We start from the raw sequence: 24,332 nt of genomic DNA, 5'->3' as shown, positions 1-24,332 counted from the left end.
CGCCCCTGTCCTGGCTGACGGCGCGCCGGCTCAGCCCGCGTCGCTGTCGTCGAAATACTGGTCGAACTCGACCCTCAGGCGGACCAGATGGTCGTTGATCCGGCCGAGATGCGTGCGCATCGCAAGGTCGGCCGCCTCGCCATCCCGGGCCTTGATGGCCTCGAAGATCGCCACGTGGTCCTCGTAGACCGCCGGCTGGCCGAAGGCCAGTGACAGGAAGCGCAACCGGTCCATCTGCGCCTTCTGCTCGTCGATGAGCTGCCAGGCAAAGCCGCATCCGGCGCCCTGCGCGATCAGGCGGTGAAACTCGTCGTCTTCCAGGTGGAAGGTGTGGCGATCGTCCTTCAGCTGCGCGGCCCGCTGCAGTTCCAGATTGGCTTCCAGCCGACCGACCAGTTCACCGACGTCGCGCTGGCAGGCCTCGCGCACCACCGCAACCTCCAGCGCCTCGCGGATGAAGCGGGCATTGCGGACCTCCTGAACCGAGATCTTCACCACTTCGGTCCGGCGCTGCGGCTGTACGCGCAGATAGCCTGTGCGGGCGAGCCGGCCGAAGGCCTCGCGCACCGGCTGGCGCGACACCCCGAGATGCCGGGCGACCTCGGCCTCCGAAATGCCGACGCCGGGGAGAAGGCGAAGCTCCAGGATAGCCGTGCGCAATTGCGTGTAGACGCTGTCGGCCATCGTGCCCCGGGGCTGGGTCGTGGCGTCCGGGGAAAGGGCTTCGAGAGACATGACGGACCTTTGTTGACGACGTTCGGATACTAGGATACCAGTTTATACGCAAGCAATGAAATTCGTGGGTGAGGAACGGATGGCGCTACTGGACGAGGATCGGCTGTTCCCGGCGACGCCGAGGGTGCGCGACATCGCCCGCGCGCTCTACCAGACGGTCGCCGACCTGCCGATCATCAGCCCGCATGGCCATACCGATCCGCGCTGGTACGCCGAGAACCAGCCTTTCCCTGACCCCGCCCAGCTCTTCGTCACGCCCGATCACTACATCTTCCGCATGCTGGTCTCGCAGGGGATCAGCCTGGAGGAGCTCGGCGTGCCCGACGCCAACGGCGCCGCGGTCGAGACCGACGGCCGCGCCATCTGGCACCGCTTCGCCAGCCATTATCACCTGTTCCGCGGCACCCCGACGCGGCTGTGGCTCGACCATTCCTTCCAGACCCTGTTCGATATCGAGCGGCGCCTGTCGGCCGAAACCGCCGACTTCTACTACGACCGCATCTCCGAGCGCCTCGCCCAGGATGCCTACCGGCCGCGGGCGCTGTTCGAGCGCTTCAACATCGAGGCGATCGCCACCACCGAGAGCGCGCTGGACGATCTGGCCCATCACCGCACGATCCGCGACAGCGGCTGGGGCGGACGGGTGATCACCACCTACCGGCCCGATGCGGTCATCGACCCCGACTTTCCGGGATTTGCCGCCAATCTCGCCCGTCTCGGCGAGATCACCGGCTTCGACGTCGCCCGCTATGCCGGCTATCTCGACGCCCACCGCGCCCGCCGCGCCTATTTCCGCGAATTCGGAGCGACCGCGACCGATCACGGCCATCCGACGGCGCGCACCGCCGACCTGCCCCGCGCCGAGGCCGAGGCGCTGTTTGCCCGCGTCACCGACGGATCGGCCTCGGCCGACGACCGCGAGACCTTCCGCGCCCAGATGCTGACCGAGATGGCGAGGCTGTCGGTCGAGGACGGCATGGTCATGCAGATCCATGCCGGCTCCTTCCGCAGCCATTCGGACCGGATCGCCGCCGGCTTCGGCCGCGACAAGGGTTTCGACATCCCGCAGCCGACCAATTACGTCACCGCGCTCAAGCCGCTGCTCGATGCGGTCGGGCTGGAGCCCGGCCTGACGATCATCCTCTTCACCCTCGACGAGACCGTCTATTCGCGCGAGCTGGCGCCGCTGGCCGGTGTCTATCCGTGCCTGAAGCTCGGCCCGCCCTGGTGGTTCTTCGATGCGCCGGAGGGGATGAAGCGGTTCCGCGAACAGGTCACAGAGACCGCCGGCTTCTACAACACCGTCGGCTTCAACGACGACACCCGCGCCTTCTGCTCGATCCCAGCCCGGCACAACGTCGCGCGGCGGGTGGACTGCGCCTATCTGGCCGATCTCGTGGTCACCGGACGCCTCGTGGAGGACGAAGCGTTCGAGGTTGCCCACGATCTTGCCTATCGCCTGGCCAAGGAGGCCTACAGGCTTTGACCGGCGGCTGACGCCGCCATTTCTGGGAGGAAGCAGGCATGAGCATATTCAGGAAAGTCACCGCGACGATCGCGCTGGCGACGATGCTGGCGGGGGCCGCCACGGTCGCCACGGCGCAGGAGACCCTGCTGCGTTCGTCGGACACCCATCCCGACGGCTATCCGACCGTCGAGGCGGTCAAGTACATGGGCGAGCTCATCAAGGAGCGCACCGACGGCCGCATCGGCATCGAGGTCTATCACTCGGCCCAGCTCGGCGAGGAGAAGGACACGATCGAGCAGACCCAGTTCGGCGTCATCGACCTGAACCGCGTCTCCATGGGACCCTTCAACAACATCGTCGAAGAGACCCAGGTCGTCTCGCTGCCCTACATCTTCCGGTCCATCGACCACATGCACAAGGTGATGGACGGCCCGATCGGCGAAGAGATCCTGGCGGCCTTCGAGCCCCATGACCTGATCGGCCTCGCCTATTACGACGGCGGCGCCCGCTCCTTCTACAACAGCGAGAAGCCCATCAAGTCGATGGAGGACCTGAAGGGCCTGAAGTTCCGGGTCATGCAGTCCGACATCTTCGTCGACATGGTCAATGCGCTCGGCGGCAACGCCACCCCGATGCCCTATGGCGAGGTCTATTCCTCGATCCAGACCGGCGTCATCGAGGGCGCCGAGAACAACTGGCCGAGCTTCGAATCCTCCAAGCATTTCGAGGTCGCCAAGCACTACACGCTCGACGAGCACCTGATCGTGCCGGAAGTCCTCGTCATGTCCAAGAAGAGCTGGGAGAAGCTCTCGCCGGAGGACCAGGAGATCGTCCGCGCCGCCGCCAAGGAGAGCGTCACCAAGATGCGCGAGCTGTGGCAGGCCCGCGAGGCGGAATCGGAGAAGATGGTCCGCGAGGCCGGCGTCGAGGTCGTCAAAGACATCGACAAGCAGCCCTTCATCGACGCGATGAAGCCGGTCTACGAGAAATACGTGACCAACGACAAGCTGAAGGACCTCGTCGCCCGCATCCAGGCGACCGAGTAGCAGCCTCCTGGGGACCGGCGGCGCAATGCCGCCGCCGGTCCCGATCCTGTCTTCGCTGCGTCCCGCCGAAACGGCAGCGGGCGAGCGTCCCGCCGGCTCGCCCCGGCCGTTCCCGTCGCAGGTTGACCCCGCTCCATGCGTCACTTTCTCCTGACGATCGAACCGTTCGTGCGCCGGCTGGCGCGGACCGCGCTCTGGGGCGCGGGCATCGGTCTCGTCACCATGACCCTGATCATCTTCTGGCAGGTCTTCGCCCGCTACGTGCTGAACGACAGCCCGAGTTGGACCGAATCCACCTCCGTGCAGCTCATGGGCTGGTTCATCTTCCTCGGCGCCAGCGTCGGCATCCACGAGGGCTACCATCTCGGCTTCGACGTCCTCGTCTATGTCGTGCCGGACAACGGCAAGAAGGCCCTGCGCACCATCTCGGACCTCGCCGTCCTCGGCTTCTCGCTGGCGATGATGGTCTACGGCACCGAGCTGATGGCCGGCACCTGGAACACCACGATCCCGACCCTCGGCCTTCCCGGCGGCACCACCTTCATGCCGCTGATCGTCGGGGCCGTCCTGTCCATCCTCTTCACGGCCAACCGCATCCTGCGCCGCTTCAGCGGGCTCGAGAATGCCAACGCCTTCGCGATTTCGGACTGAGCCCGACCATGGATCTCTTCATCCTCTTCGGAAGCTTTGTCTTCCTCCTCCTGATCGGCACGCCGATCGCCTTCTGCCTCGGCATCGCGTCGCTCGCGACGGTGATCTACATGGGCATCCCGCCGCTGATCGTCTTCCAGCGGCTCAATTCCGGCCTCAGCGTCTACGCGCTGCTCGCCATTCCCTTCTTCATCTATGCCGGCGACCTGATGGTGCGCGGCGGCATCGCCTCGCGGCTGGTGGCCTTCGCCGGCTCGCTGGTCGGCCATGCCCGCGGCGGCCTCGGCCAGGTCAATGTCGCCGCCTCGACCCTGTTCGGCGGCGTCTCCGGCTCGGCCGTCGCCGACGCCTCGGCGATCGGCGGCCTGATGGTTCCGCAGATGGAAAAGCGTGGCTACAGCGCCGACTACGCGGTCAACATCACCGTGGTCTCGTCGATCATCGCGCTTTTGATGCCGCCGTCGCACAACATGATCATCTATTCGATCTCGGCCGGCGGCTCGATCTCCATCGCCGACCTGTTCACCGCCGGCATCGTTCCGGGCGTCCTCCTGGCCGGCGTCCTGATGTTCGTCGCCTGGCGCGTTGCGATCAGGCAGGGCTATCCGACAGAGACCTTCCAGGGCTTTCGCACCGTCGGCGTCCTGTTTCTCACCGCCATTCCGGGCCTCCTGCTCATCGCCATCATCTTCGGCGGCGTGCGCTCGGGCATCTTCACCGCCACCGAGAGCTCCTGCGTCGCCGTGGTCTACGCGGTGCTCGCCACCATCGTGTGCTACCGCACGCTGAGCTTCGCCTCCTTCGTCGAGGCGACGCTGGGCGCCGTGCGCACCACCGCCATGGTGCTGCTGATCATCGGCGCCGCCGCCGCCTTCGGCTGGCTTTTGGCCTATCTGCGCGTGCCGGCCGAACTCGTCGCCTTCATGAAGAGTGTCTCCGACAACCCGATCGTCATCCTGTTGATGGTCAACATCATGCTGCTCGGCCTCGGCACCTTCATGGACATGTCGCCGCTGATCATCATCACGACGCCGATCTTCCTGCCGGTCGTGACCGCCTATGGGGTCGACCCGGTGCAGTTCGGTGTGATCATGGTGCTCAATCTCGGCATCGGCCTGTGCACCCCGCCGGTCGGCGCCGTCCTCTTCGTCGGCTGCGCCATCGGCCGGATCTCGGTCTGGCAGGCGATGCGCACCATCTGGCCCTTCTACGGCGCCGCGCTCCTCGTGCTCGGCCTCGTCACCTACGTCCCGGCGGTGTCGCTCTGGCTGCCGTCGCTGTTCAAGTGAGCATGATGCAAAGACTGTCGCTTTCGACCCTCCCGTCCCTGCCCCAGGCCGTCCGCCGGCCGGCCTACGATCCGCGCCGGACCACCACCGGCATCGTCCATCTCGGCGTCGGCGCGTTCCACCGTGCCCATCAGGCGGTCTATCTCGACGACATCCTCGCCACCGATCCGCAATGGGCCATCGCCGGCGCGTCGCTGCGCCGGGCCGACATGCGCGATGCGCTGGCGCCCCAGGACAATCTCTTCACCGTCGCCTTCCGCTCGGGCGAGGGCGCGCAGTTGCGGGTCATCGGGTCGCTGAATGCCATCCATGTCGCGCCGGAGGACCCGGAAGCCCTTTTGGCGCAGATGTGCGATCCGGCGGTGCGCATCGTGTCGCTGACCATCACCGAGAAGGGCTATTGCCACGATCCGGCGACCGGCGACCTCAATGCCACCCACCCCGACATCGTTGCGGATCTGGAAAACCCGCGCGCGCCGATGACGGCGCCGGGTCTGATTGCCGAAGCGCTGCGACGCCGGCGCGAGGCGAACATCGTGCCCTTCACGGTGATGCCCTGCGACAATCTCCCGTCCAACGGCGAGACCACCCACCGCATTGTTTCGCAATATGCCGCCCTGATCGGCGGTGACCTCGCGCGTTTCGTCGAGAACGACGTCGCCTTCGCCGGCACCATGGTCGACCGCATTGTGCCGGCCACCAGCGACGGCGACATCGCCGAGATCACCGCGGCGCTGGGCGTCGAGGATGCCTGGCCGGTGGTCAGCGAACCCTTCGGCCAGTGGGTCATCGAGGACCGCTTCCCGACCGGCCGGCCCGACTTCGCCGCCGTCGGCGCCGAGATGGTGTCCGACGTCGAGGGCCACGAGCGCATGAAGCTGCGCATGCTCAACGGCTCCCATTCGACGCTGGCCTATCTCGGCTATCTCGGCGGCTACCAGACGGTGGCGCAGGCGATGGCGGACCCGGCCTATGAGGCGCTGGTGCGCGGCCTGATGACCGAGGAGGTGATGCCGACGCTGCAAATGCCCGGCACCGATCTCGGCGGCTACCGCGAGGCGCTGCTGGCGCGCTTTCACAATCCGGCCCTGCAGCACCGCACCTGGCAGATCGCCATGGACGGCTCGCAGAAGCTGCCCCAGCGCCTGCTCGGCACGGTCCGCGACCGCATTGCCGCCGGGGCGCCCTTCGAGCGCCTGGCGCTCGGCGTCGCGGCCTGGATGCGCTACGTCACCGGCACCGACGAGGCCGGCGCGCCGATCGACGTCAGGGACCCGCTGGCCGACCGGCTGCGGACCATCGGCGAGGAGGCCGGCCGCGATCCGGAGCGGCTGGCGGCGGCCTATCTCGGCATCGGCGACGTCTTCGGCGCCGATCTGCGTGACCATCCCGAATTCCGGCGCGCCGTGACCGCGGCCCTCGCCGCATTGCTCACCGACGGCGCCGCGGCCACCGTGGCACGTACCGCCCATTCGCCCCGCTAGGCGCCTGCGCTTGAGGCACCGCAAGGAGACAGACCATGAGCACGATCGTTGAGACACCGGGCGACTGGACCCAGGTCGACGCCAGTACGCGGCGCCGGATCCTGACCCATTCGCCGGAGATGATGGTCGTCGAGGTGGAGTTCCAGCCGGGCGGCTGCGGCCCGGCCCATTCCCATCCGCATCTCCAGGCGACCTATGTCCGGCAGGGCGTCTTCGACTTCACCATCGCCGGCAGGACCCGGCGCGTGACCGCGGGCGACAGCCTCGTGGTCCCGTCCAACGCCGTGCATTCCTGTGAATCGGCGACCGGCGGCACGCTGATCGACATCTTCACCCCGGCTCGCGAAGACTTCCTCTAAGCCGGCTAAGACACCACCCATTTCTGTCCCGTACCGGGCTCGCGTCCGGTGCGACGGCGGAGCCATGTCCAGAACGGAGACATCCCATGACGATCGAGACACGACAGGCGATCGACCCGCGTCACGCCCGCACCTTCGACACCGCGCAGCTGCGCGCCGAATTCCTGATCGAGCAGCCCTTCGTGCCGGGCGAGATCAACCTGGTCTACAGCCATTACGACCGCATGATCGTCGGCGGCGCCGTGCCGTCCGCCGGCGACCTCGTGCTCGACAATGCCAGGGAGACCGGCACGCCGGGCTTTCTCGACCGCCGCGAGGCGGTGATCGTCAATATCGGCGAGACCGGCACGGTGCGCACCAGCAGCGGCAGCCATGAACTCAACCATCGCGACATGCTCTATGTCGGCCTTGGCGACGGCCCGCTGACCTTCTCCGGTGCGGCGGCGCGCTTCTACATTCTCAGCGCCCCGGCCCATCGCCATTTCGACACCAAGCTGGTGACGATCGATGCCGCCAAGCGCGTCGATCTTGGCGCCGCCGCCACCTCCAACGACCGCTCGATCTTCCAGTTCGTCCATCCCGACGTCATGGAGAGCTGCCAGCTCGTCGCCGGCATGACGACGCTGCACGGCGGCTCGGTCTGGAACACCATGCCGGCCCATGTCCACGACCGCCGCTCCGAGGCCTATCTCTATTTCGACCTGCCCGAGGATGCCCGCGTCTTCCACATGATGGGCGAGCCGTCCGAGACCCGGCACCTGGTGGTGAAGAACGAACAGGCCGTCCTGTCGCCGCCCTGGTCAATCCACAGCGGCGCGGGCACGGCGTCCTACACCTTCATCTGGGCGATGGCCGGCGACAATGTCGACTACAAGGACGTGGACATGGTGGAGATGGGAGACCTGCGATGAGTTCGGGCTTCGACCTGACCGGCAAGCGCGCCTTTGTCACCGGCGCCAATACCGGCATCGGCCAGGGCATCGCCGTGGCGCTGGCGGGAGCCGGCGCGACGGTCGCCTGCGCCGGGCGCTCGGCCATGACCGAGACGCTGGAAATGATCACGGCCGCCGGCGGCAGCGGCAGCGAACACCTCGCCGACCTGTCCGACAAGACGGCCGCCGTGGCGCTCTACGAGGCCGCGGCGCGTCAGGACGGCCCCTTCGACATCCTCGTCAACAATGCCGGCATCATCCGGCGGGCCGACGCGGTCGATTTCAGCGAAGCCGACTGGGACGACGTCCTCGATCTCAATCTGAAGACCGCCTTCTTCCTCTCCCAGGCCTTCGGCAAGGCGGCCATGGCCGACGACCGCCACGCGGCGATCGTCAACATCGCCTCCGTCCTGTCCTTCCAGGGCGGCATCCGGGTGGCAAGCTATACCGCTTCCAAGCACGGCATCTGCGGCCTGACCCGGCTGCTCGCCTGCGAATGGGCCGCGCGCAACGTCAACGTCAACGCCATCGCACCCGGCTACATCGTCAGCAACAACACCGAGGCGCTGCGCGAGGACCCGGACCGCTCCGCCGCGATCCTCGGACGGATACCGGCCGGCCGCTGGGGCGAAGCCTCCGACATCGGCGGCGCGGCGGTGTTCCTTGCCTCCGACGCCGCACGCTACGTGCACGGCGCCGTGCTGCCGGTGGATGGCGGCTGGCTGGCGCGCTGACGCGCCGCGCCTGCCTGAACGACAAAGGGCGGCGCCGACATGGCACCGCCCTTCTCCGATCCGTCTGACGACGTAAGTTACTTCGCTGGCTTGGCCGCGTCGTCCCCGGTGCCGGGCGTCGCCTCGGCCGGAGCCGTCGCGGGAGCATTGTTATCCTGGCCCGCCGCACCGGTCTCGGCGGCGCAGCTCTCCGACGTCGCCTGCAGGAATGCGAAGATCTCCTTCTGGTCCGGCTCGCCGACGCGGCCGTCGCCCAGCATGCGCTCGGCCACCGGCGGTGCCACGACGCTGGCGATCAGATAGTCGCGCTGCGGCGCCGACAGATCCTCCATCGCGGCCTCGCCGAGGCAGGTGCAGGCAGCCGGGCTCATCTGCTTCATCTGGACGCCGCAGAGACCGGCGATCATCTCGATCTGGTTGTCGTCCGACACACGCGGCAGCTCGAACTTCTCGCCGACCTCGTTGCTCGGCGCGACGGGAGCGCGCTTCGACTCCTCGTCGGTGACGGCAGAGCCGCCCGGCGCGCCCGACGCGGTCGCGTCGCTGGCCTCGCCGCCGGAGGCGGCCGGTGCTTCGGGCGTTTCGGTCGCCGCCGGCTCGGTCGGCGTCGGCGCGCCGGCCGTCGATTCCACCGCCGGCTTCGCGTCGCTGCCCTCGGTCGTCGTCCCGTCCTGGGACTGGGCAAGGGCCGGCGCCGCCGTCAGTGCAAGGAAGGCGATGCCGGCAAGGGCGACGCGTGTCGTTCTGATCATGTAGTCCTCCGAATTTGGTCGTACCGGCCGTTCTGTCGGGCCGTTCAGCGGTGTCCCGTTAGACAAGCTAGGGCCTTTGCCCCCGCCTGTCAGGATGGCGAATCGCCCCCTCCCCGGAGCGATCCGACTCAGCCGATCCAGAAATAATAGCCGGCGAGAATCAGGCCGATGGCGATGACGAACAGCCGCACCGCGATCTGCGGCACCCGCTTGGCTGCCCAGACGCCCGCGTAACCGCCCAAAGCCACGCCCGGTATCATGGCCAGCGCGCCGGGCCAGTCGACGACACCGCCCGAGACGAAGACGATGATCGCGGTGATGGCAATGACGTTGGCGAGAAGGTTCTTGATGGCGTTCAGCCGGTGATAGTCGCCGCCTTCGGTGAGGCCCAGCGTCGCCAGCATCATGATGCCCATGCCGGCGCCGAAGAAGCCGCCATAGATCGAGGTGAAGAACTGGACGATCGGGCTGGCGAAATTGCGCCCCTCGGCCGCCGCGTCCTGGTGCTTCGGCTTCGGCTTCAGCCAGGGACCGGCCGCAAACAGCGCCGTCGCGCCGAGCAGCAGCCAGGGCACCACCGCCGAGAACTGCTCGTTGTTGAGGTAGAGCAGGAACAGCGCGCCGCCGAGCGACCCGATGGCCGAGACCACCGCCAGGACGAGGACGCCGCGCCACATCTTGGCGAAGTCCTTGCGATAGGCCAGCGTCGAAGTGATGTAGCCCGGCAGTTGGGCGATCGACGACGTCGCGTTGGCCACGATCGACGGCACGCCGATCAGGGTCAGCGCCCCGAAGGAGATGAAGGTGCCGCCACCGGCGACCGCATTGATGGCACCGGACACGAAGCCTGCGAGAAACAGGAGGGCAATAACGAGGACGGACATGCGAGAAGACCTTGGAGCGCCGGCCGCATGCCGGCATGGCGAGCGGTGGCCTGAAGCGGGAACGACGCGCGCGCGGCCGCGCGGCATCGTCACAAGGGCTTCGCACGATCCCCGCGGAGCGACAAGGCAGAGGCGTCTTGTGCGGCTTTGCGCACGGATCGGGACGGATTCCGACCGGTTCTTCGCTCGCAGCTAGTGACAAGCCGGCCAAAGCGTTGTATGGGCACCACCGATTTCCTCAGAATAACTTGACCGTCCCGGCGGCCATGTCGGCTGAGACAAACTCATCCGGCATGAAACGAATTGAGGCTATGCCATGAACATCATCTCTGAACTCGAGGCCGCCGAGGCCGAACGGATCAACGCGATCCGCACCATTCCCGAATTTTCCGCCGGCGACACGCTGCGGGTGAACGTCAAGGTGACCGAAGGCACGCGCACCCGTGTGCAGGCCTATGAGGGCGTCTGCATCGCGCGCTCGGGCGCCGGCATCCAGGAGAACTTCACCGTTCGCAAGATCTCCTATGGCGAGGGCGTCGAGCGCGTCTTCCCGGTGTATTCGCCGATGCTCGATTCGGTCGAGGTCGTGCGCCGCGGCAAGGTGCGTCGCGCCAAGCTCTATTACCTGCGCGATCGTCGCGGCAAGTCGGCCCGTATCGTCGAGGCCACCAACGTCCGTGCGCGCAAGCTGAACGACGAGGCCCGTCAGGTCGCTGTCGCCGAGCGCGACCGCGCCAAGGCCGAGAAGCAGGCTGCCAAGGACGCAGCCGCCGAGTAATCGGCAGCAGACAGTTTCGTCAGAATTTCAAAGCGGCCTCCGGGCCGCTTTTTTTGTGCGCGGATTCCGAGGCAGGAGATGCACCGCGGCGGATCAGGCGCGGCCGCGGCCAAGCCCGTCGTCACCGTCGTCGCCGGCCGGGTCCCAGCCCCATTGGACCCGCGCCCACAGGCGCTCATGCAGGAGATAGACGCAGAAGCCGACGCCGCCGGAGGTGACGGCCAGGATGCCGCCCGATGTCAGCGACCCGGTGAAGAGATAGCCAAGGGCCGACATGGTCACCAGACCAAGCCCCTGCCAGGAGGCGGCTTTGGTCAGGCTGCGCATGCGGGTTTCCATGGCTGAAATCTCTCCTGTGCGGGCGGGGCTGCGCGACGGGCAGCGTCGCCGGTTGTCATTGGCGGGACACGAACGGCTTCGAGCGAGGCTCCACCGTTCGTTCGGACGCCCTCTCCATAGCTCGACCACACGGTCCGGGGTATTCCGCGAATTCTCATGGCTGAAGTCACGGTCGCAGATTTTATCCGCAAGACGTGATAATCGTCACGAATGATGGACAAGCGCCACCGCTCCCGGCTGTTCCGCGAACGCCTCGCCAGCGCGATGACCGCGACCGGCATGACCAAGAGCGCGCTCGCCCGCGCAAGCGGCGCCGACAGGTCCACCGTGTCGCTGCTGCTGTCGTCCGATGACGGCCGCCTGCCCAATGCCCAGTTCGCAGCCGAAGCGGCCTCGGCCCTCGGCGTCTCGTCCGACTGGCTGCTCGGCCTGACCGATCGCCCGGAGCGGGCGGCCGAGATGCTGCAGGCCTCGATGCGGATCGAGGAAGCCGCGCGGGCGCCCTCCGACGAACTGATCTTCCGCTGGCACGAGGAAGCGCGCGGTTACAAGATCCGCCACGTGCCGGCGACCCTGCCCGACATGCTGAAATCGGAAGAGGTGCTGCGGTTCGAATATGGCGACTTCCTCGGCCGCACCTCGGACCAGGCGATCGCCGACATGCGCGACCGGCTGGACTATCTGCGGGCTCCCGACACCGACTACGAGATCGCCATGCCGATCGACGCGCTGGAGGGGTTTGCCGCAGGCGAAGGCTATTGGCGCGGCCTGCCGGCGGCCGAGCGCCGTGCCCAACTCGAGCGTCTGCGGCAGCTGACGGAGGAGCTCTACCCCTCGCTCCGGCTTTATCTCTTCGACCGGAAGAAGGTGTTCTCGGCGCCCGTCACCGTGTTCGGGCCACTGCAGGCGATCATCTATGTCGGGCAGTTCTACCTCGCCTTCCGCGAGCGGCGGCAGGTGCTGGAACTGACCCGCCACATCGACGGCCTGATCCGCGAATCGGAGTTCGAGGCCCGGCACACCCCGGCCTTCATCCGCACGCTGGCCGTCCCGGACTGACGCGGGTCAGCCGTTGGCGGTCAGCTCCGAGGCGTTGGTGCGATCGTTGACCGTGCGCAGCGTGTCCGCCGGCGCCGAACCCTTGCCCAGCACGCTGAACGACCCGTCGGTCTCCAGCACCACCGCCTCCACATTGGCCATGGCGGCATGGCCGCTCGAGCGCATCGCGGCGATCACCTCGTCTTCGGTCACCCGCTCGTGGCGCAGGGCCGGCCCCAGAAACCGGCCGCGAAAGAACAGCAGCGTCGGCTCGGCCTTGATCATGTCGCGAAACCGCGCCGAATAGAGCGACGAGCTGGCCACGCCGTATTGCAGCGCGCACAGGAGCAGGAACGCCACCAGCCCTTCTGTCAGGGTCACGTCCTTGCTCAGGAGCACCGTGGCCAGGGTCGAACCGAGCGCCACCGTTACCACCAGGTCGAAGGCGTTCATCTTCGACAGGGTGCGCTTGCCGGTGATCCGCAACAGGAAGACGAGGCCGGCATAGGCCAGGGCCCCGACGATCACGATGCGGAAAAGGTCGTACCAACTGTCGAAGAACATGATCGCTCGGCTTTGTCCGGGTTCGGTTCTGGCAGCGGGATCGCGGAGCGTCCCGACATGCCGCTTGCAAGAGCCAATCGCCGAAGCGCGCGACGGTTCCCGCCGCCATTGCAGGAAAGCGCAGGCGCCGGCACCGCGCCCCGATTGTCACCTGCCGTCGCAATCGCTATTTTGTGCCCATGCATCGGATCCGGGACATGAAGGCGCGTCGACGCCTGCCGACCAGCGAGGGCTTCGCCAAGCTCTCCGATCACGCGCGGCTGCCGGGACGTTTCTTCTATCGCCTGTTCGCCGCCGACGGCCTCTAGGCGCCAGGATGCGAGGGCCGCGCGCGCCCCGCACATCGTTTCATCCATGCACAGACCGGCCGGAGCGTAACGCCCGCCGGAGAAGGACCGACCCATGAGCCAGGCCAAACCGCGCACCCTCTACGACAAGATCTGGGACGAGCATCTCGTCGCCCAGCAGGAGGACGGCTCCTGCCTCCTCTATATCGACCGCCACCTCGTTCACGAGGTCACCAGCCCGCAGGCCTTCGAGGGCCTGCGCCTGACCGACCGCAAGGTCCGCCAGCCCGAGCGCACCCTCGCCGTCGTCGACCACAACGTGCCGACGACCGCCGACCGGGTGAACGGCATCAAGAACGAGGAAAGCCGTATCCAGGTCGAGGCGCTGGCGAAGAACGCCGCCGATTTCGGCATCGAATATTACGACGCCGCCGATCGCCGCCAGGGCATCGTCCACATCATCGGCCCCGAGCAGGGCTTCACCCTGCCCGGCATGACCATCGTGTGCGGTGACAGCCACACCTCGACCCATGGCGCCTTCGGCGCGCTCGCCCACGGCATCGGCACCTCCGAGGTCGAGCACGTGCTCGCCACCCAGACGCTGATCCAGTCCAAGGCGAAGAACATGCTTGTCCAGGTGGACGGCGCGCTGCCCGAGGGCGTGACGTCGAAGGACATCATCCTCGCCATCATCGGCCAGATCGGCACCGCCGGCGGCACCGGCCACGTCATCGAATATGCCGGCGAGGCGATCCGCGGCCTGTCGATGGAAGGTCGCATGACCATCTGCAACATGTCGGTCGAGGCCGGCGCCCGGGCCGGCCTGATCGCGCCCGACGAGACCACCTATCGCTACATCGAGGGCCGTCCGCGCGCCCCCAAGGGCGAAGCCTTCCAGATGGCCGTCGACTACTGGCGCAGCCTCGCCTCCGACGAGGGCGCCCATTACGACAAGATCGTGCATCTGGACGCGGCGAACCTGCCGCCCATCGTCTCCTGGGGCTCCTCGCCTGAGGACGTCGTCTCGATCGACGGCGTCGTGCCGGATCCGGCCGCCATCGAGAACGAGAACAAGCGCAAGTCCAAGGAGCGCGCGCTCGAATATATGGGGCTGACGCCGGGCACGAAGATGACCGACATCAAGGTCGACAAGATCTTCATCGGCTCCTGCACCAACGGTCGCATCGAGGATCTGCGGGAAGCCGCCAAGGTCGTCGAGGGTCGCCGCATCGCCGAGGGCGTGTCGGGCATGATCGTGCCGGGTTCGGGCCTCGTGAAGGCGCAGGCCGAGGAAGAGGGCCTCGACGTCATCTTCAAGGATGCCGGCTTCGAATGGCGCGAGGCGGGCTGCTCCATGTGCCTCGGCATGAACGAGGACCGCCTCGAGGCCGGCGAGCGCTGCGCCTCGACCTCGAACCGCAATTTCGAGGGGCGGCAGGGCTACAAGGGCCGCACCCACCTGGTCTCGCCGTCCATGGCGGCGGCGGCCGGCATTGCCGGTCACTTCGTCGACATCCGCGACTGGCGCTAGGCACAAGCTGCGTCGCCGCCGAACGGCGGCGCATCGCCTTTGATCAAAGCCTGCAAGGGGCGGCACCGGCGACGGGGCCGCCCTTTTCGCGTGCATCCTGCCCTGCGTCACAGGCTTGACGCCCGCCGCGTTCCGGTCGACACAGACCGGATGGAAATTCCAGCCCCCGATATCGACATTGAGCGCCTGCGGCTGGGCGATGCGCGCGATCTGGCGCCCCTGATCTCGGCCTATAACCAGTCGCTGTTTCGCGGCCCGCCGGGCGCACCCGACACCTATTATGCCGAGCAATTGCTGCAGGACCGCACCGCCGAGGTGCTGGGCGCGCGGCTGAACGGCCGGCTCGTCGCCTTCGTGATCTTCTACGATCTGCCGGATGTGTGGACCGGCATGCGCTCCGGCCTTGCCGATCATATCTATGTCGACCACCAGCATCGCCGGAAGGGCATCGCCAAGGCGATGATCGATCTCCTCGCCGAGGAGGCCGACGGTCGCGGCTGGTCGAAGCTGGTGCTGCACGCCCCGCGCACGCCGGGCACCGGACGCGGCCTCTACGAAAAGGTCGCCGATCCGGCCGACTGGGCAAGCTACGTCATCCGCTTCCGCGACCGCGATCCGTCCGAGCGCTGATTCGCCGCGCGCATCGGCTCCGGCGGCGACCTGCCCGTCGCGCGCCTTCTTGCCGCGCCTAATCGATTAAGCCGAACCGCCCCCAGCGATCCCGCGCCCAAAGGGTTGCTTTCGCAATTGCGATAAGCCTTTTAGAAGCGTTCCGATCGCTGTAGGGGAAGGGCAACCCGGCCCCCGCGCACAGCGCCTGGCCAATGCGAGGACAAGAAGGCACCCATGTCCGACCTCAAGACTGCGCGGCCGCTGTCGCCGCATCTTTCGATCTACCGATTCCGCCCAACCATGGCGATGTCGATCCTGCACCGCATCACCGGTTCGGCGCTCTATGTCGGCACGCTGCTCTTCGTCTGGTGGCTGGTCGCCGCCGCGAGCGGCCCGGAGGCCTTCTCCTACGCCTCGGCCTTCTTCGGCTCGATCATCGGCCGGATCATCCTGTTCGGCTACACCTGGGCGCTGCTCCACCACATGTTCGGCGGCATCCGCCATCTGATCTGGGACACCGGCATCGGGCTCAGCAAGGAGACGTCGACGAAGCTGGCCCAGGCCACCCTCGTCGCCTCGCTTGCGCTGACGCTGATCCTGTGGGTCGGCATCGTGGTCTTCGGCTGAGGGATATTTCCATGACTGAGATGAGAACCTCGCTTCGCCGCGTCCGCGGCCTCGGCTCCGCCCATGAGGGCACCGGCCATTTCTGGCAGCAGCGGCTGTCGGCGATCTCCAATCTGGTGCTGATCACCGGCTTCGTGATCCTGCTGATCGTCCTGCACGACCAGCCCTATGCCGAGGTCCGCGCGGCCCTCGCGCATCCGCTGGTGGGACTGCTGGTCGCACTGACCGTGATCTCCTTCACCTACCATATGCGTCTCGGCATGCAGGTGATCATCGAGGACTACATTCACGGCACGACCAAGCTGCCGCTGCTGATCCTCAACAATTTCTTCGCCATCGCCATCGCCGTCGCGAGCCTGTTCGCGATCGCCCGGATGAGCTTCGGAGTCTGACCATGGCCACGAACGGCACCAACGCAAACGGCCAGCCGCACCGCACGGCGCCGTCCCAAAACGGCAAGGCCTACGAATTCACCGACCACACCTTCGACGTGGTCGTCGTGGGCGCCGGCGGCGCCGGCCTGCGCGCCACCCTCGGCGCGGCCCAGGCCGGCCTGAAGACCGCCTGCATCACCAAGGTCTTCCCGACCCGCTCGCATACGGTCGCGGCCCAGGGCGGCGTCGCCGCCTCCCTCGGCAACATGGGCAAGGACGACTGGCGCTGGCACATGTACGACACCGTCAAGGGGTCGGACTGGCTGGGCGACCAGGACGCCATCGAATATCTGGTCCGCAACGCGCCGGCCGCCGTCTACGAGCTCGAGCATTTCGGCGTGCCCTTCTCGCGCACCGAGGATGGCCGCATCTACCAGCGTCCCTTCGGCGGCATGACCACCGAATTCGGCCAGGGCCCGGCCGCGCAGCGCACCTGCGCCGCCGCCGACCGCACCGGCCACGCCATCCTGCACACGCTCTACGGCCAGTCGCTGCGGCACTCCTCGGAGTTCTTCATCGAGTATTTCGCCATCGATCTGATCATGGACGAAGAGGGTGTGTGCCGCGGCGTCGTGGCGCTCTGCCTCGATGACGGCACCATCCACCGCTTCCGCGCCAAGAAGACGATCCTGGCCACCGGCGGCTACGGCCGCGCCTATTTCTCCGCCACCTCGGCCCATACCTGCACCGGCGACGGCGGCGGCATGGTGCTGCGCGCCGGCTTGCCTTTGCAGGACATGGAATTCGTGCAGTTCCACCCGACCGGCATCTACGGCGCCGGCTGCCTGATCACCGAGGGCTCGCGTGGCGAAGGCGGCTACCTGACCAATTCCGAGGGCGAGCGCTTCATGGAGCGCTATGCCCCCTCGGCCAAGGATCTGGCCTCGCGCGACGTCGTCTCGCGCTCGATGACCATGGAGATCCGCGAGGGTCGCGGCGTCGGCAAGAACAAGGACCACATCCACCTGCACCTCGATCATCTCGATCCGGCGGTGCTGGCCGAGCGGCTTCCGGGCATTTCGGAATCGGCGCGGATCTTTGCCGGCGTTGACGTCACCAAGGAGCCGATCCCGGTGCTGCCGACCGTCCACTACAACATGGGCGGCATCCCGACGAACTTCCACGGCGAAGTCCTGACAAAGAAGGACGGCAATGCGGATACCGTCGTGCCCGGCCTGATGGCCGTCGGCGAGGCCGGCTGCGTGTCGGTGCACGGCGCCAACCGCCTCGGCTCCAACTCGCTGATCGATCTGGTCGTCTTCGGCCGGGCCGCCGGCCTTCGCTGCGCCGAGACCGTCAGCGCGTCGGAAGAGCAGCCCGACCTGCCGGCCGGCGCCGGCGACAACGCGCTCGCCCGCCTCGACCGCTTCCGCTACGCCAATGGCGCGACGCCGACGGCGGAACTGCGCGCCGACATGCAGAACACCATGCAGTCCAACTGCGCCGTGTTCCGCACCGGCGAGATCCTCGACGAAGGCCACACCAAGATCCACGAGGTCTGGAAGGCGTCGGACGATATCCGCGTCACCGACCGCTCGCTGATCTGGAACACCGACCTGATCGAGACGCTGGAATACGACAATCTCATCGCCCAGGCGGTGGTGACGATGGATTCGGCGCGCAACCGCACCGAGTCGCGCGGCGCCCATGCCCGCGAGGATTTCCCCGATCGCGACGACGCCAACTGGATGAAGCACACCCTGTCCTTCTGCGACACGGTCGCCAAGACCGTCACGCTCGAGGATCGGCCGGTGCACACCTACACGCTGTCGAATCAGATCGACTACATCGAGCCGAAGAAGCGGGTCTACTAGGACCCGTCGGCGGGCTTCGGTCCGCCGGCTTTCGCCTCGACTAGCGGGACTTGCCCGGCAAAAGGTCGGGCCGCCGTTCGCGGGTCAGCCGCTCGGCCTCGGCGTGGCGCCAGCGCGCCACTGCCCCATGATCGCCCGAGGTCAGCACCGGCGGGATCGTCCGGCCTTCCCATTCGGCCGGCCGGGTATAGTGCGGATGCTCCAGCAGCCCGCCCTCGAAGCTCTCCGCATCGCCCGACACCGCATTGCCCATGACGCCCGGCAGAAGCCGCACCACCGCGTCGAGCAGCACCAGCGCGCCGACCTCGCCGCCCGACAGGATGTAGTCGCCGATCGATATCTCCTCGAGGCCGCGTCCCGCGATCACCCGCTCGTCGACGCCTTCGAAGCGGCCACAGACGATCACCGCCCCCTCGCCCGCCGCCAGTTCGCGGACCCGTTCCTGGGTCAGCGGCCGGCCGCGCGGGCTCATCAGGATGCGCGGCCGGGTGTCGGCCTCCGGCGCGGCGTGGTCGAGCGCGGCCGCCACCACGTCGCTGCGCATGACCATGCCCGCGCCCCCGCCCGACGGCGTGTCGTCCACCATGCGATGCCGGCCGACGCCGAAGTCGCGGATCTGCACCGTCTCCAGCGAGAAGTCCCCGCGCTCCAGCGCGCGGCCCGCCAGCGATACGCCGAGCGGGCCGGGAAACATCTCCGGATAGAGCGTCAGGATGGAGGCGCGGAAGCTCATGGGCGGATCAGCCGAGCGGCTGGACGGCGCCGGCTTCGATGATCTTCAGGTCGCGGTGCAGCACCTCGACCGAAGCCAGCGCGGCGCGCCAGGCGGCAACATGGTCGGACTTGGCGTGCCGCTCCAGGTCCTCGCGGGTCTCCCATTCCTCGTAGACGCGCAGAAGGCCGGGCTCGACCATGTCCTCGGCGAAGGAATAGACGATGCAGCCCTGCTCCTCGCGGGTCGCGGCGATGACAGCGCGGGCCGCCTCGCGCACGCGGTCGAGATCGGCCGGGTCGAGACGCTGGATGCCGGAAACGATGATCATGTGTGTCCTCCCTCGAAAAAGCGGCAGCCGGCCCCCTCGCCGGCGTGCCTACCGGCAGGTGGTTACGCAATCGGACCGTGCGAGTAAACTGCGCGCCGGGGCGGCCGTCCTAGCCGGCGTCGCGATCGGCGCCGCCTTGGGCCTCTCCGCCGTCCTCCGGCTCGTCGTCGGGCGTCGCCAGTCCGGCCGGGCCCGGCTCGACCACCATCAGCCGCCGCTCCGCGTCGATCACCGGGATCGCCGCCTCGGAGAAGGGGATCATCAGGGTCTGCCCCTTGGTCGGGCGGATTTCGACGATGTCGCCGGCGTTGAAATCGTGGAAGGCGATGACCGTGCCGACGGTCTCGCCCGCGACGGTCTCGACCGTGTAGCCGACGAGGTCCTCCAGATAGAACTCGTCATCGTCCTCCGGCTCGGGCAGCACCGAACGATCGACGAACAGTTCGCGCCCGTTCAGCCGTTCGGCGTGGTTGCGGTCGGCGACCTCCTTGAAGCGGACCACGACGACGTTCTTGGCGACCCGCGCCGACAGGACCGTGTAGCGATTGCCCGAGGCGTCGACGAGCGGCCCGTAGGCGCCGAGATCGGTCGGGTCGGCGGTGAAGGAGCGCACGCGGCACTCGCCCTTGATGCCCTGGGCCCCGCCGACGACGCCGAGGAGGACGGGGTTTTCAAGTTTGCCGGTCTCAGACATGGGCGATCTCGCCATGGGACGGATCGCGCTGTGCGCTCGGGACCGCTTGCTGCATCGGGAACGACTCATTCATTCGGGGGTGGGACGCGGCGGCGACAATAGCCCGCCCCGCCCGCCTTGGCGACAGCGGGCATGCGCCGGAGACGTTCCGCGCCTCAGTTCACGAGCGACTGCCCTTCGCGGCGGCGATCGCGCTTCTCGTCGGCATAGTGCTTGCGCTTGGCCTCGTACATGCGGGCGTCAGCGCGCTTGACCGTCGCTTCCAGCCGCTCGCCGGCCTCGGCCGTCGCCACGCCCAGCGAGAAGGACAGCTCCGCGCCGGTGTAGAACTGGTTGTTGACCTCGACCAGCTCGACGATGTTCTGGGCCATCTGCAGGCCGTCCTCCTCGCTGCTGGCTGGCATCATCACCACGAATTCGTCGCCGCCAATGCGGGCCACGTGGCAGGGCTCGCGCACCGCCTCGTTCAGCACCTCGCCCGCCCGGCGCAGCAGCGCGTCGCCGGCCGCGTGGCCCATCACGTCATTGACCGTCTTCAGGCCGTTGAGGTCGGCGACGATGATCGTCACCGGCGTCGGGCCCTTGCGCTCCAGACGGTTCAGCTCGTCGACGAAGAACGACCGGTTGTAGAGCTTGGTCAGGATGTCGTGCTTGCCGAGATATTCCAGATAGGCCTCGGCCTTCTTGCGGGCGGTGATGTCGGTCAGGGCGACCTGTACCAGCGACCAGTCGCTTTCGCGCCCTGGGAATACCGAGAACTGCATGTGGACATGGAGCTGGTCGCCGCTGAGGCTGTAATTGACCACCTCGCGCTGCTGGAACAGCTTGCCCTCCCACAGATCGACGAGCTGCTCGCGGAAATGCTGCTCCATGGCGTCGCGGAACACCTCGCCCAGCCGGCTGAACAGATCGTCGCGGCTCTCCGCGCCGAACAGCTGCAGCGTGTGCTCGTTCACATCGATGACGCGGATCTCGGACAGGCACCGGCTGACGAAATCGGGATGGACGTCGACGAAGGTCCGGAAATCGGTGATGCCGCGCTCCCGGACATCGTCGATCAGCGCCTTCACCTCGGAGAAATCCTCGACCCACAGCGAGACCGGCGAATATTCGAACAGGCCGCGGGCAAAGCTTTCGCTGACCGCCAGTTCCCGGCGCTGGTCCTCGCGCTCGGTCACGTCCTCGGTGGAAATCAGCAGCCGTTTCCAGTCGCTCTCGTGGCCGGGCAGGAGCCGCGCCTTGAGCTGCACGTCGAGGCGTTTGCCGGTCAGCGTGTAGTTGACCGCATAGCTCTCGAACTCGGTCTGCCCCTCCCAGAGCTGGATCAGCTCTTCCTTGTGGCTGTCGAGCATGTCGCCCGAAAAGACCTTGTCGAGATTGTCGCAGATGCTCTGGAAATTGTCGGCCTCGAACAAGTCGAGGGTGCACTGGTTCACGGCGATCAGCCGGATCCGGTGGGCCGCGGCGGCGACGCGCGACGGATCGGCGTCGAGATGCTCGCGGATCGAGATGATTCCCGCGGCGCGCCATTCCTCGAACAGCGCCTTCACCCCGCTGTAATCCTCGATCCACAGCGGCACGGGGGCCAGGTCGAAGATCGCGGTCTCGGCCCAGCCGTCGGGGCCGTTTCCGAGGCCGTCGGCCGGGTCCAGTCTTGCATCGGGCATGTGAAGCAGTATCCCTCCTGAGGACGACCGCTCCCGGAACATTCCGATGCCGCCCTGCTCAAACGGCGCCCAGAGGCGCCGTTTGCACAAGGATGATGCTACGCCAAGCTTACTTGACGCTTTACTCGGCGGAAGCGGCTTCCTCGGCCGGTGCTTCCTCAGCCGGCGCGTTCTTGGCGGCTTCGGCCTCGGCTGCGGCGGCCGCGGCGTCTTCCTCGCGCTGCTTGCGCTCGGCCTCGCGCTCCTGGGCCTTCTTGCCCGGCAGGCCCTTGGTCGGGTTGGCGCGGGTCGGACGACTCATGATGCCGGCCTGGTCGAGGAAGCGCAGGACGCGGTCGGTCGGCTGTGCGCCCTCGGCGAGCCAATGCTTGATCCGCTCCTCGTTCAGCGTGACGCGCTGGGCGTCCTTGGGCAGCATCGGGTTCCACGAGCCGAGCTGCTCGACGAAGCGGCCGTCGCGCGGCGAGCGGGCGTCGGCAACGACGACGTGGTAGTAGGGCCGCTTCTTGGAGCCGGCACGGGCGAGGCGCATCTTCAGGGGCATGGGTCTTGTCCTTTGGTTCGAGATCGGCGGCGCGCCGATCGGTTCGATAGTGCGTGTTCAGGTCGTTCGGTCGGGCCGGATGGCCGTCACTTCTTCTTTGCCGGCAGTCCCGGCAGCCCCGGGAAACCGCCGCCGGGCATGCCGCCCGGTCCGCCGATGCCGGGGGGAAGTCCCTTGGGAAGGCCGGGCATGCCGCCGCTCTGCGCGGCCTTGGCCATGGCTTCCAGTTCCTTGGGGTCCATCTTCGACAGGTCGGGCATGCCGCCGGGCATGCCGCCCATGCCGCCGAGGCCCATCTTGCCGGCCAGGCCGCCCATCATCTTGCCCATCATGCCGCCCTTGCCCTTGCCCATGGACTTCATCATGTCGGCCATCTGGCGGTGCATCTTGAGCAGCTTGTTGATCTCGGCAGACGAGGTGCCCGAGCCGGCGGCAATGCGCTTCTTGCGGCTGTGCTTGAGGATGTCGGGATTGCCCCGTTCCTTGGCGGTCATCGAGGAGATGATGGCGAGCTGCCGCTTCAGCATCTTGTCGTCGAGGCCGGCGACGGACATCTGGTCCTTCATCTTCCCCATGCCGGGCATCAGGCCCATCATGCCGCCCATGCCGCCCATCTTCTGCATCTGGCCGATCTGATCGGCGAGGTCGTTCAGGTCGAACTTCCCCGACTGCATCTTCTTGGCCATCGCCGCGGCCTTTTCCGCGTCGATGTTCTCGGCGGCCTTCTCGACGAGGCTGACGATGTCGCCCATGCCGAGAATGCGGTCGGCGATGCGGGAGGGATGGAAATCCTCCAGCGCGTCCATCTTCTCGCCGGTACCGATCAGCTTGATCGGCTTGCCGGTGACGGCGCGCATGGACAGCGCCGCACCGCCGCGGCCGTCGCCGTCGACGCGGGTCAGGACGATGCCGGTGATGCCGACGCGCTCGTCGAAGGAGCGGGCCAGGTTCACCGCGTCCTGGCCGGTCAGCGAATCGGCGACCAGCAGGATCTCGTGGGGCTCGGTCGTCCGCTTGATGTCGGCCATTTCGACCATCAGCGGCTCGTCGATATGGGTCCGGCCGGCGGTATCGAGGATGACGAGGTCGTAGCCGCCGAGCTTGGCCGCCTGCTTGGCGCGGGCGGCGATCTCCACCGGTCCCTGGCCGGCGATGATCGGCAGGGTGGCGACGCCGGTCTGCTCGCCGAGGACGCGCAGCTGCTCCTGGGCCGCCGGGCGCCGCGTATCGAGCGAGGCCATCAGCACCTTCTTGCGCTGACGCTCGGTGAGACGCTTGGCGAGCTTGCCGGTGGTCGTCGTCTTGCCCGAGCCCTGCAGGCCGACCATCATCAGGACGACCGGCGCCGGCGCGTTGAGGTCGATGGCGACCTGCTCGCTGCCGAGCGTGGCGATCAGCTCGTCATGGACGATCTTGACGACCATCTGGCCGGGTCTGATCGACTTCAGGATTTCCGCGCCGACGGCCTTGGCGCGCACGCGGTCGGTGAAGTCCCGGACCACTTCCAGCGCGACGTCGGCCTCCAGCAGCGCCCGACGGACCTCGCGCAGCGCGGCCGCCACATCCTTGTCGGACAGGGCGCCGCGGCCGGTGAGGCCGTTCAGGATGGACCCGAGGCGGTCCTGGAGTGAATCGAACATGCGTGCTTCCTTCCCGGCCTTCCGAACAGAGCCGGAAGGTGGTTCGCTTCGATCCGAACTGCAAACCCGCCTGCGCTCAAGCCACTGCCGGATGGGCAATGCTCAAAGCAGGATCGCATCCGCGGGCGAAACTCGCTGGCGGATGTTGACCTCCGTGCGGCTCTTGCGAGAGGGGCACGGTCGGCGGGTCGCGGACAGATGTCGCGGATTTGCGTCTGCAGAAACACCGACCGGCCGCCAATGTCAAGTTTCGCGGCCCCTGCGGAACATCCGGGCGGTGAAAGCCGGGCGTGCGGCGGCCTCTCCGGCGGTGCCGCTCATCCGATCATCGCCGGCCGGGGCGACGACGCCACCTTCGCTTGCCCGCCTGTCGATAGCCGGGCACG

26 protein-coding genes are annotated in these 24,332 nt (G+C 67.4%); 15 read left to right on the top strand and 11 right to left on the bottom strand.

Annotated features, from left to right (window positions below; genetic code table 11):
• Positions 1-30: 30 nt before the first annotated feature.
• Positions 31-735, bottom strand: a complete 705-nt coding sequence (locus tag H9Q09_RS14735; protein ID WP_029703623.1) for a GntR family transcriptional regulator — start codon at positions 733-735, stop codon at positions 31-33.
• Positions 736-814: 79 nt separating this feature from the next.
• On the opposite strand from H9Q09_RS14735, the gene uxaC reads away from it, so the two are divergent.
• The 8 genes from uxaC (at position 815) to kduD (ending at position 8,698) form a co-directional block, all read left to right on the top strand.
• Positions 815-2,221 carry a glucuronate isomerase gene (uxaC, locus tag H9Q09_RS14730; protein ID WP_187391650.1) on the top strand — a complete coding sequence of 469 codons (1,407 nt, stop codon included), beginning with the start codon at positions 815-817 and terminating at the stop codon, positions 2,219-2,221.
• A 38-nt stretch (positions 2,222-2,259) separates the two neighbouring features.
• Positions 2,260-3,249, top strand: a complete 990-nt coding sequence (locus tag H9Q09_RS14725) for a TRAP transporter substrate-binding protein (RefSeq protein WP_187391649.1) — start codon at positions 2,260-2,262, stop codon at positions 3,247-3,249.
• Positions 3,250-3,384: 135 nt separating this feature from the next.
• On the top strand, positions 3,385-3,900 hold the full coding sequence (locus H9Q09_RS14720) for a TRAP transporter small permease (RefSeq protein WP_024351846.1): 516 nt from the start codon (positions 3,385-3,387) through the stop codon (positions 3,898-3,900).
• Positions 3,901-3,908: 8 nt separating this feature from the next.
• Positions 3,909-5,189, top strand: coding sequence for a TRAP transporter large permease (locus tag H9Q09_RS14715; RefSeq protein ID WP_187391648.1), 1,281 nt, complete (start codon positions 3,909-3,911; stop codon positions 5,187-5,189).
• Positions 5,190-5,191: 2 nt separating this feature from the next.
• Positions 5,192-6,673 carry a mannitol dehydrogenase family protein gene (locus H9Q09_RS14710; protein ID WP_187391647.1) on the top strand — a complete coding sequence of 494 codons (1,482 nt, stop codon included), beginning with the start codon at positions 5,192-5,194 and terminating at the stop codon, positions 6,671-6,673.
• Between the two features lie 35 nt (positions 6,674-6,708).
• Positions 6,709-7,032: a cupin domain-containing protein gene (locus H9Q09_RS14705; RefSeq protein WP_187391646.1), complete on the top strand. Its 324-nt coding sequence runs from the start codon at positions 6,709-6,711 to the stop codon at positions 7,030-7,032.
• Between the two features lie 86 nt (positions 7,033-7,118).
• Positions 7,119-7,943 carry a 5-dehydro-4-deoxy-D-glucuronate isomerase gene (gene kduI / locus H9Q09_RS14700; RefSeq protein ID WP_187391645.1) on the top strand — a complete coding sequence of 275 codons (825 nt, stop codon included), beginning with the start codon at positions 7,119-7,121 and terminating at the stop codon, positions 7,941-7,943.
• On the top strand, positions 7,940-8,698 hold the full coding sequence (gene kduD, locus H9Q09_RS14695) for a 2-dehydro-3-deoxy-D-gluconate 5-dehydrogenase KduD (protein ID WP_187391644.1): 759 nt from the start codon (positions 7,940-7,942) through the stop codon (positions 8,696-8,698). Before kduI ends, kduD begins: the two co-directional genes overlap by 4 nt.
• Positions 8,699-8,775: 77 nt before the next feature.
• On the opposite strand, the gene H9Q09_RS14690 is transcribed toward kduD, so the two are convergent.
• Positions 8,776-9,450: a hypothetical protein gene (locus H9Q09_RS14690; RefSeq protein ID WP_187391643.1), complete on the bottom strand. Its 675-nt coding sequence runs from the start codon at positions 9,448-9,450 to the stop codon at positions 8,776-8,778.
• Between the two features lie 128 nt (positions 9,451-9,578).
• A complete protein-coding gene (locus tag H9Q09_RS14685) occupies positions 9,579-10,334 on the bottom strand; it encodes a sulfite exporter TauE/SafE family protein (protein ID WP_187391642.1) in 756 nt (251 codons plus the stop codon).
• Positions 10,335-10,650: 316 nt separating this feature from the next.
• Here H9Q09_RS14685 and rplS point away from each other — a divergent pair, with 316 nt between their 5' ends.
• Positions 10,651-11,112: a 50S ribosomal protein L19 gene (gene rplS / locus H9Q09_RS14680; protein WP_024351854.1), complete on the top strand. Its 462-nt coding sequence runs from the start codon at positions 10,651-10,653 to the stop codon at positions 11,110-11,112.
• A 93-nt stretch (positions 11,113-11,205) separates the two neighbouring features.
• Here rplS and H9Q09_RS14675 read toward each other — a convergent pair whose 3' ends face one another.
• Entirely contained in the window at positions 11,206-11,451 is a 246-nt protein-coding gene (locus tag H9Q09_RS14675) for a DUF2061 domain-containing protein (protein WP_187391641.1), read from the bottom strand.
• A gap of 210 nt (positions 11,452-11,661) precedes the next feature.
• On the opposite strand from H9Q09_RS14675, the gene H9Q09_RS14670 reads away from it, so the two are divergent.
• Positions 11,662-12,510 carry a transcriptional regulator gene (locus H9Q09_RS14670; protein ID WP_187391640.1) on the top strand — a complete coding sequence of 283 codons (849 nt, stop codon included), beginning with the start codon at positions 11,662-11,664 and terminating at the stop codon, positions 12,508-12,510.
• A gap of 6 nt (positions 12,511-12,516) precedes the next feature.
• Here the strand turns inward: H9Q09_RS14670 and H9Q09_RS14665 are convergent, their stop codons facing one another.
• Positions 12,517-13,053: a YetF domain-containing protein gene (locus H9Q09_RS14665; protein WP_187391639.1), complete on the bottom strand. Its 537-nt coding sequence runs from the start codon at positions 13,051-13,053 to the stop codon at positions 12,517-12,519.
• Between the two features lie 402 nt (positions 13,054-13,455).
• Between H9Q09_RS14665 and leuC the strand changes: the two genes are divergently transcribed.
• The 5 genes from leuC (at position 13,456) to sdhA (ending at position 18,358) form a co-directional block, all read left to right on the top strand.
• Positions 13,456-14,871, top strand: coding sequence for a 3-isopropylmalate dehydratase large subunit (gene leuC / locus H9Q09_RS14655; protein WP_187391638.1), 1,416 nt, complete (start codon positions 13,456-13,458; stop codon positions 14,869-14,871).
• A 150-nt stretch (positions 14,872-15,021) separates the two neighbouring features.
• On the top strand, positions 15,022-15,501 hold the full coding sequence (locus H9Q09_RS14650; protein WP_024351858.1) for a GNAT family N-acetyltransferase: 480 nt from the start codon (positions 15,022-15,024) through the stop codon (positions 15,499-15,501).
• A gap of 216 nt (positions 15,502-15,717) precedes the next feature.
• Positions 15,718-16,110, top strand: a complete 393-nt coding sequence (gene sdhC, locus H9Q09_RS14645; RefSeq protein ID WP_024351859.1) for a succinate dehydrogenase, cytochrome b556 subunit — start codon at positions 15,718-15,720, stop codon at positions 16,108-16,110.
• A gap of 11 nt (positions 16,111-16,121) precedes the next feature.
• Positions 16,122-16,502 (top strand): succinate dehydrogenase, hydrophobic membrane anchor protein, encoded by a 381-nt coding sequence (gene sdhD / locus H9Q09_RS14640; RefSeq protein WP_024351860.1) that lies wholly within the window; start codon positions 16,122-16,124, stop codon positions 16,500-16,502.
• A gap of 2 nt (positions 16,503-16,504) precedes the next feature.
• Positions 16,505-18,358, top strand: coding sequence for a succinate dehydrogenase flavoprotein subunit (gene sdhA, locus H9Q09_RS14635; protein WP_187391637.1), 1,854 nt, complete (start codon positions 16,505-16,507; stop codon positions 18,356-18,358).
• A gap of 40 nt (positions 18,359-18,398) precedes the next feature.
• Here sdhA and trmD read toward each other — a convergent pair whose 3' ends face one another.
• The 6 genes from trmD to ffh form a co-directional block, all read right to left on the bottom strand.
• Positions 18,399-19,091, bottom strand: coding sequence for a tRNA (guanosine(37)-N1)-methyltransferase TrmD (trmD, locus tag H9Q09_RS14630; RefSeq protein WP_187391636.1), 693 nt, complete (start codon positions 19,089-19,091; stop codon positions 18,399-18,401).
• 7 nt (positions 19,092-19,098) lie between these two features.
• Positions 19,099-19,401, bottom strand: a complete 303-nt coding sequence (locus H9Q09_RS14625) for a putative quinol monooxygenase (RefSeq protein WP_024351863.1) — start codon at positions 19,399-19,401, stop codon at positions 19,099-19,101.
• A 109-nt stretch (positions 19,402-19,510) separates the two neighbouring features.
• Positions 19,511-20,095, bottom strand: coding sequence for a ribosome maturation factor RimM (rimM, locus tag H9Q09_RS14620; protein WP_187391635.1), 585 nt, complete (start codon positions 20,093-20,095; stop codon positions 19,511-19,513).
• A 155-nt stretch (positions 20,096-20,250) separates the two neighbouring features.
• Positions 20,251-21,762, bottom strand: a complete 1,512-nt coding sequence (locus H9Q09_RS14615) for a sensor domain-containing diguanylate cyclase (RefSeq protein WP_187391634.1) — start codon at positions 21,760-21,762, stop codon at positions 20,251-20,253.
• Between the two features lie 121 nt (positions 21,763-21,883).
• On the bottom strand, positions 21,884-22,306 hold the full coding sequence (gene rpsP / locus H9Q09_RS14610) for a 30S ribosomal protein S16 (RefSeq protein WP_187391633.1): 423 nt from the start codon (positions 22,304-22,306) through the stop codon (positions 21,884-21,886).
• A gap of 86 nt (positions 22,307-22,392) precedes the next feature.
• Positions 22,393-23,946 (bottom strand): signal recognition particle protein, encoded by a 1,554-nt coding sequence (gene ffh, locus H9Q09_RS14605; RefSeq protein WP_187391632.1) that lies wholly within the window; start codon positions 23,944-23,946, stop codon positions 22,393-22,395.
• Between the last annotated feature and the right edge of the window lie 386 nt (positions 23,947-24,332).

Source organism: Aurantimonas sp. DM33-3 (assembly GCF_014334315.1).
Lineage (GTDB): Bacteria > Pseudomonadota > Alphaproteobacteria > Rhizobiales > Rhizobiaceae > Aurantimonas > Aurantimonas coralicida.
The sequence above is the reverse complement of the archived record's forward strand: the minus strand, read 5'-3'. Positions and strand labels throughout refer to the sequence as shown.

Coding starts and splice junctions, on each gene's coding strand:
- H9Q09_RS14675 (WP_187391641.1), bottom strand. CDS start 11,451: ATGGAAACCCGCATGCGCAGCCTGACCAAAGCCGCCTCCTGGCAGGGG.
- sdhD (WP_024351860.1), top strand. CDS start 16,122: ATGACTGAGATGAGAACCTCGCTTCGCCGCGTCCGCGGCCTCGGCTCC.
- H9Q09_RS14715 (WP_187391648.1), top strand. CDS start 3,909: ATGGATCTCTTCATCCTCTTCGGAAGCTTTGTCTTCCTCCTCCTGATC.
- H9Q09_RS14690 (WP_187391643.1), bottom strand. CDS start 9,450: ATGATCAGAACGACACGCGTCGCCCTTGCCGGCATCGCCTTCCTTGCA.
- sdhA (WP_187391637.1), top strand. CDS start 16,505: ATGGCCACGAACGGCACCAACGCAAACGGCCAGCCGCACCGCACGGCG.
- H9Q09_RS14720 (WP_024351846.1), top strand. CDS start 3,385: ATGCGTCACTTTCTCCTGACGATCGAACCGTTCGTGCGCCGGCTGGCG.
- H9Q09_RS14725 (WP_187391649.1), top strand. CDS start 2,260: ATGAGCATATTCAGGAAAGTCACCGCGACGATCGCGCTGGCGACGATG.
- kduI (WP_187391645.1), top strand. CDS start 7,119: ATGACGATCGAGACACGACAGGCGATCGACCCGCGTCACGCCCGCACC.
- leuC (WP_187391638.1), top strand. CDS start 13,456: ATGAGCCAGGCCAAACCGCGCACCCTCTACGACAAGATCTGGGACGAG.
- H9Q09_RS14615 (WP_187391634.1), bottom strand. CDS start 21,762: ATGCCCGATGCAAGACTGGACCCGGCCGACGGCCTCGGAAACGGCCCC.
- H9Q09_RS14705 (WP_187391646.1), top strand. CDS start 6,709: ATGAGCACGATCGTTGAGACACCGGGCGACTGGACCCAGGTCGACGCC.
- rplS (WP_024351854.1), top strand. CDS start 10,651: ATGAACATCATCTCTGAACTCGAGGCCGCCGAGGCCGAACGGATCAAC.
- ffh (WP_187391632.1), bottom strand. CDS start 23,946: ATGTTCGATTCACTCCAGGACCGCCTCGGGTCCATCCTGAACGGCCTC.
- H9Q09_RS14685 (WP_187391642.1), bottom strand. CDS start 10,334: ATGTCCGTCCTCGTTATTGCCCTCCTGTTTCTCGCAGGCTTCGTGTCC.
- H9Q09_RS14650 (WP_024351858.1), top strand. CDS start 15,022: ATGGAAATTCCAGCCCCCGATATCGACATTGAGCGCCTGCGGCTGGGC.
- trmD (WP_187391636.1), bottom strand. CDS start 19,091: ATGAGCTTCCGCGCCTCCATCCTGACGCTCTATCCGGAGATGTTTCCC.
- kduD (WP_187391644.1), top strand. CDS start 7,940: ATGAGTTCGGGCTTCGACCTGACCGGCAAGCGCGCCTTTGTCACCGGC.
- rpsP (WP_187391633.1), bottom strand. CDS start 22,306: ATGCCCCTGAAGATGCGCCTCGCCCGTGCCGGCTCCAAGAAGCGGCCC.
- H9Q09_RS14710 (WP_187391647.1), top strand. CDS start 5,192: ATGATGCAAAGACTGTCGCTTTCGACCCTCCCGTCCCTGCCCCAGGCC.
- H9Q09_RS14670 (WP_187391640.1), top strand. CDS start 11,662: ATGATGGACAAGCGCCACCGCTCCCGGCTGTTCCGCGAACGCCTCGCC.
- rimM (WP_187391635.1), bottom strand. CDS start 20,095: ATGTCTGAGACCGGCAAACTTGAAAACCCCGTCCTCCTCGGCGTCGTC.
- H9Q09_RS14665 (WP_187391639.1), bottom strand. CDS start 13,053: ATGTTCTTCGACAGTTGGTACGACCTTTTCCGCATCGTGATCGTCGGG.
- H9Q09_RS14735 (WP_029703623.1), bottom strand. CDS start 735: ATGTCTCTCGAAGCCCTTTCCCCGGACGCCACGACCCAGCCCCGGGGC.
- uxaC (WP_187391650.1), top strand. CDS start 815: ATGGCGCTACTGGACGAGGATCGGCTGTTCCCGGCGACGCCGAGGGTG.
- H9Q09_RS14625 (WP_024351863.1), bottom strand. CDS start 19,401: ATGATCATCGTTTCCGGCATCCAGCGTCTCGACCCGGCCGATCTCGAC.
- sdhC (WP_024351859.1), top strand. CDS start 15,718: ATGTCCGACCTCAAGACTGCGCGGCCGCTGTCGCCGCATCTTTCGATC.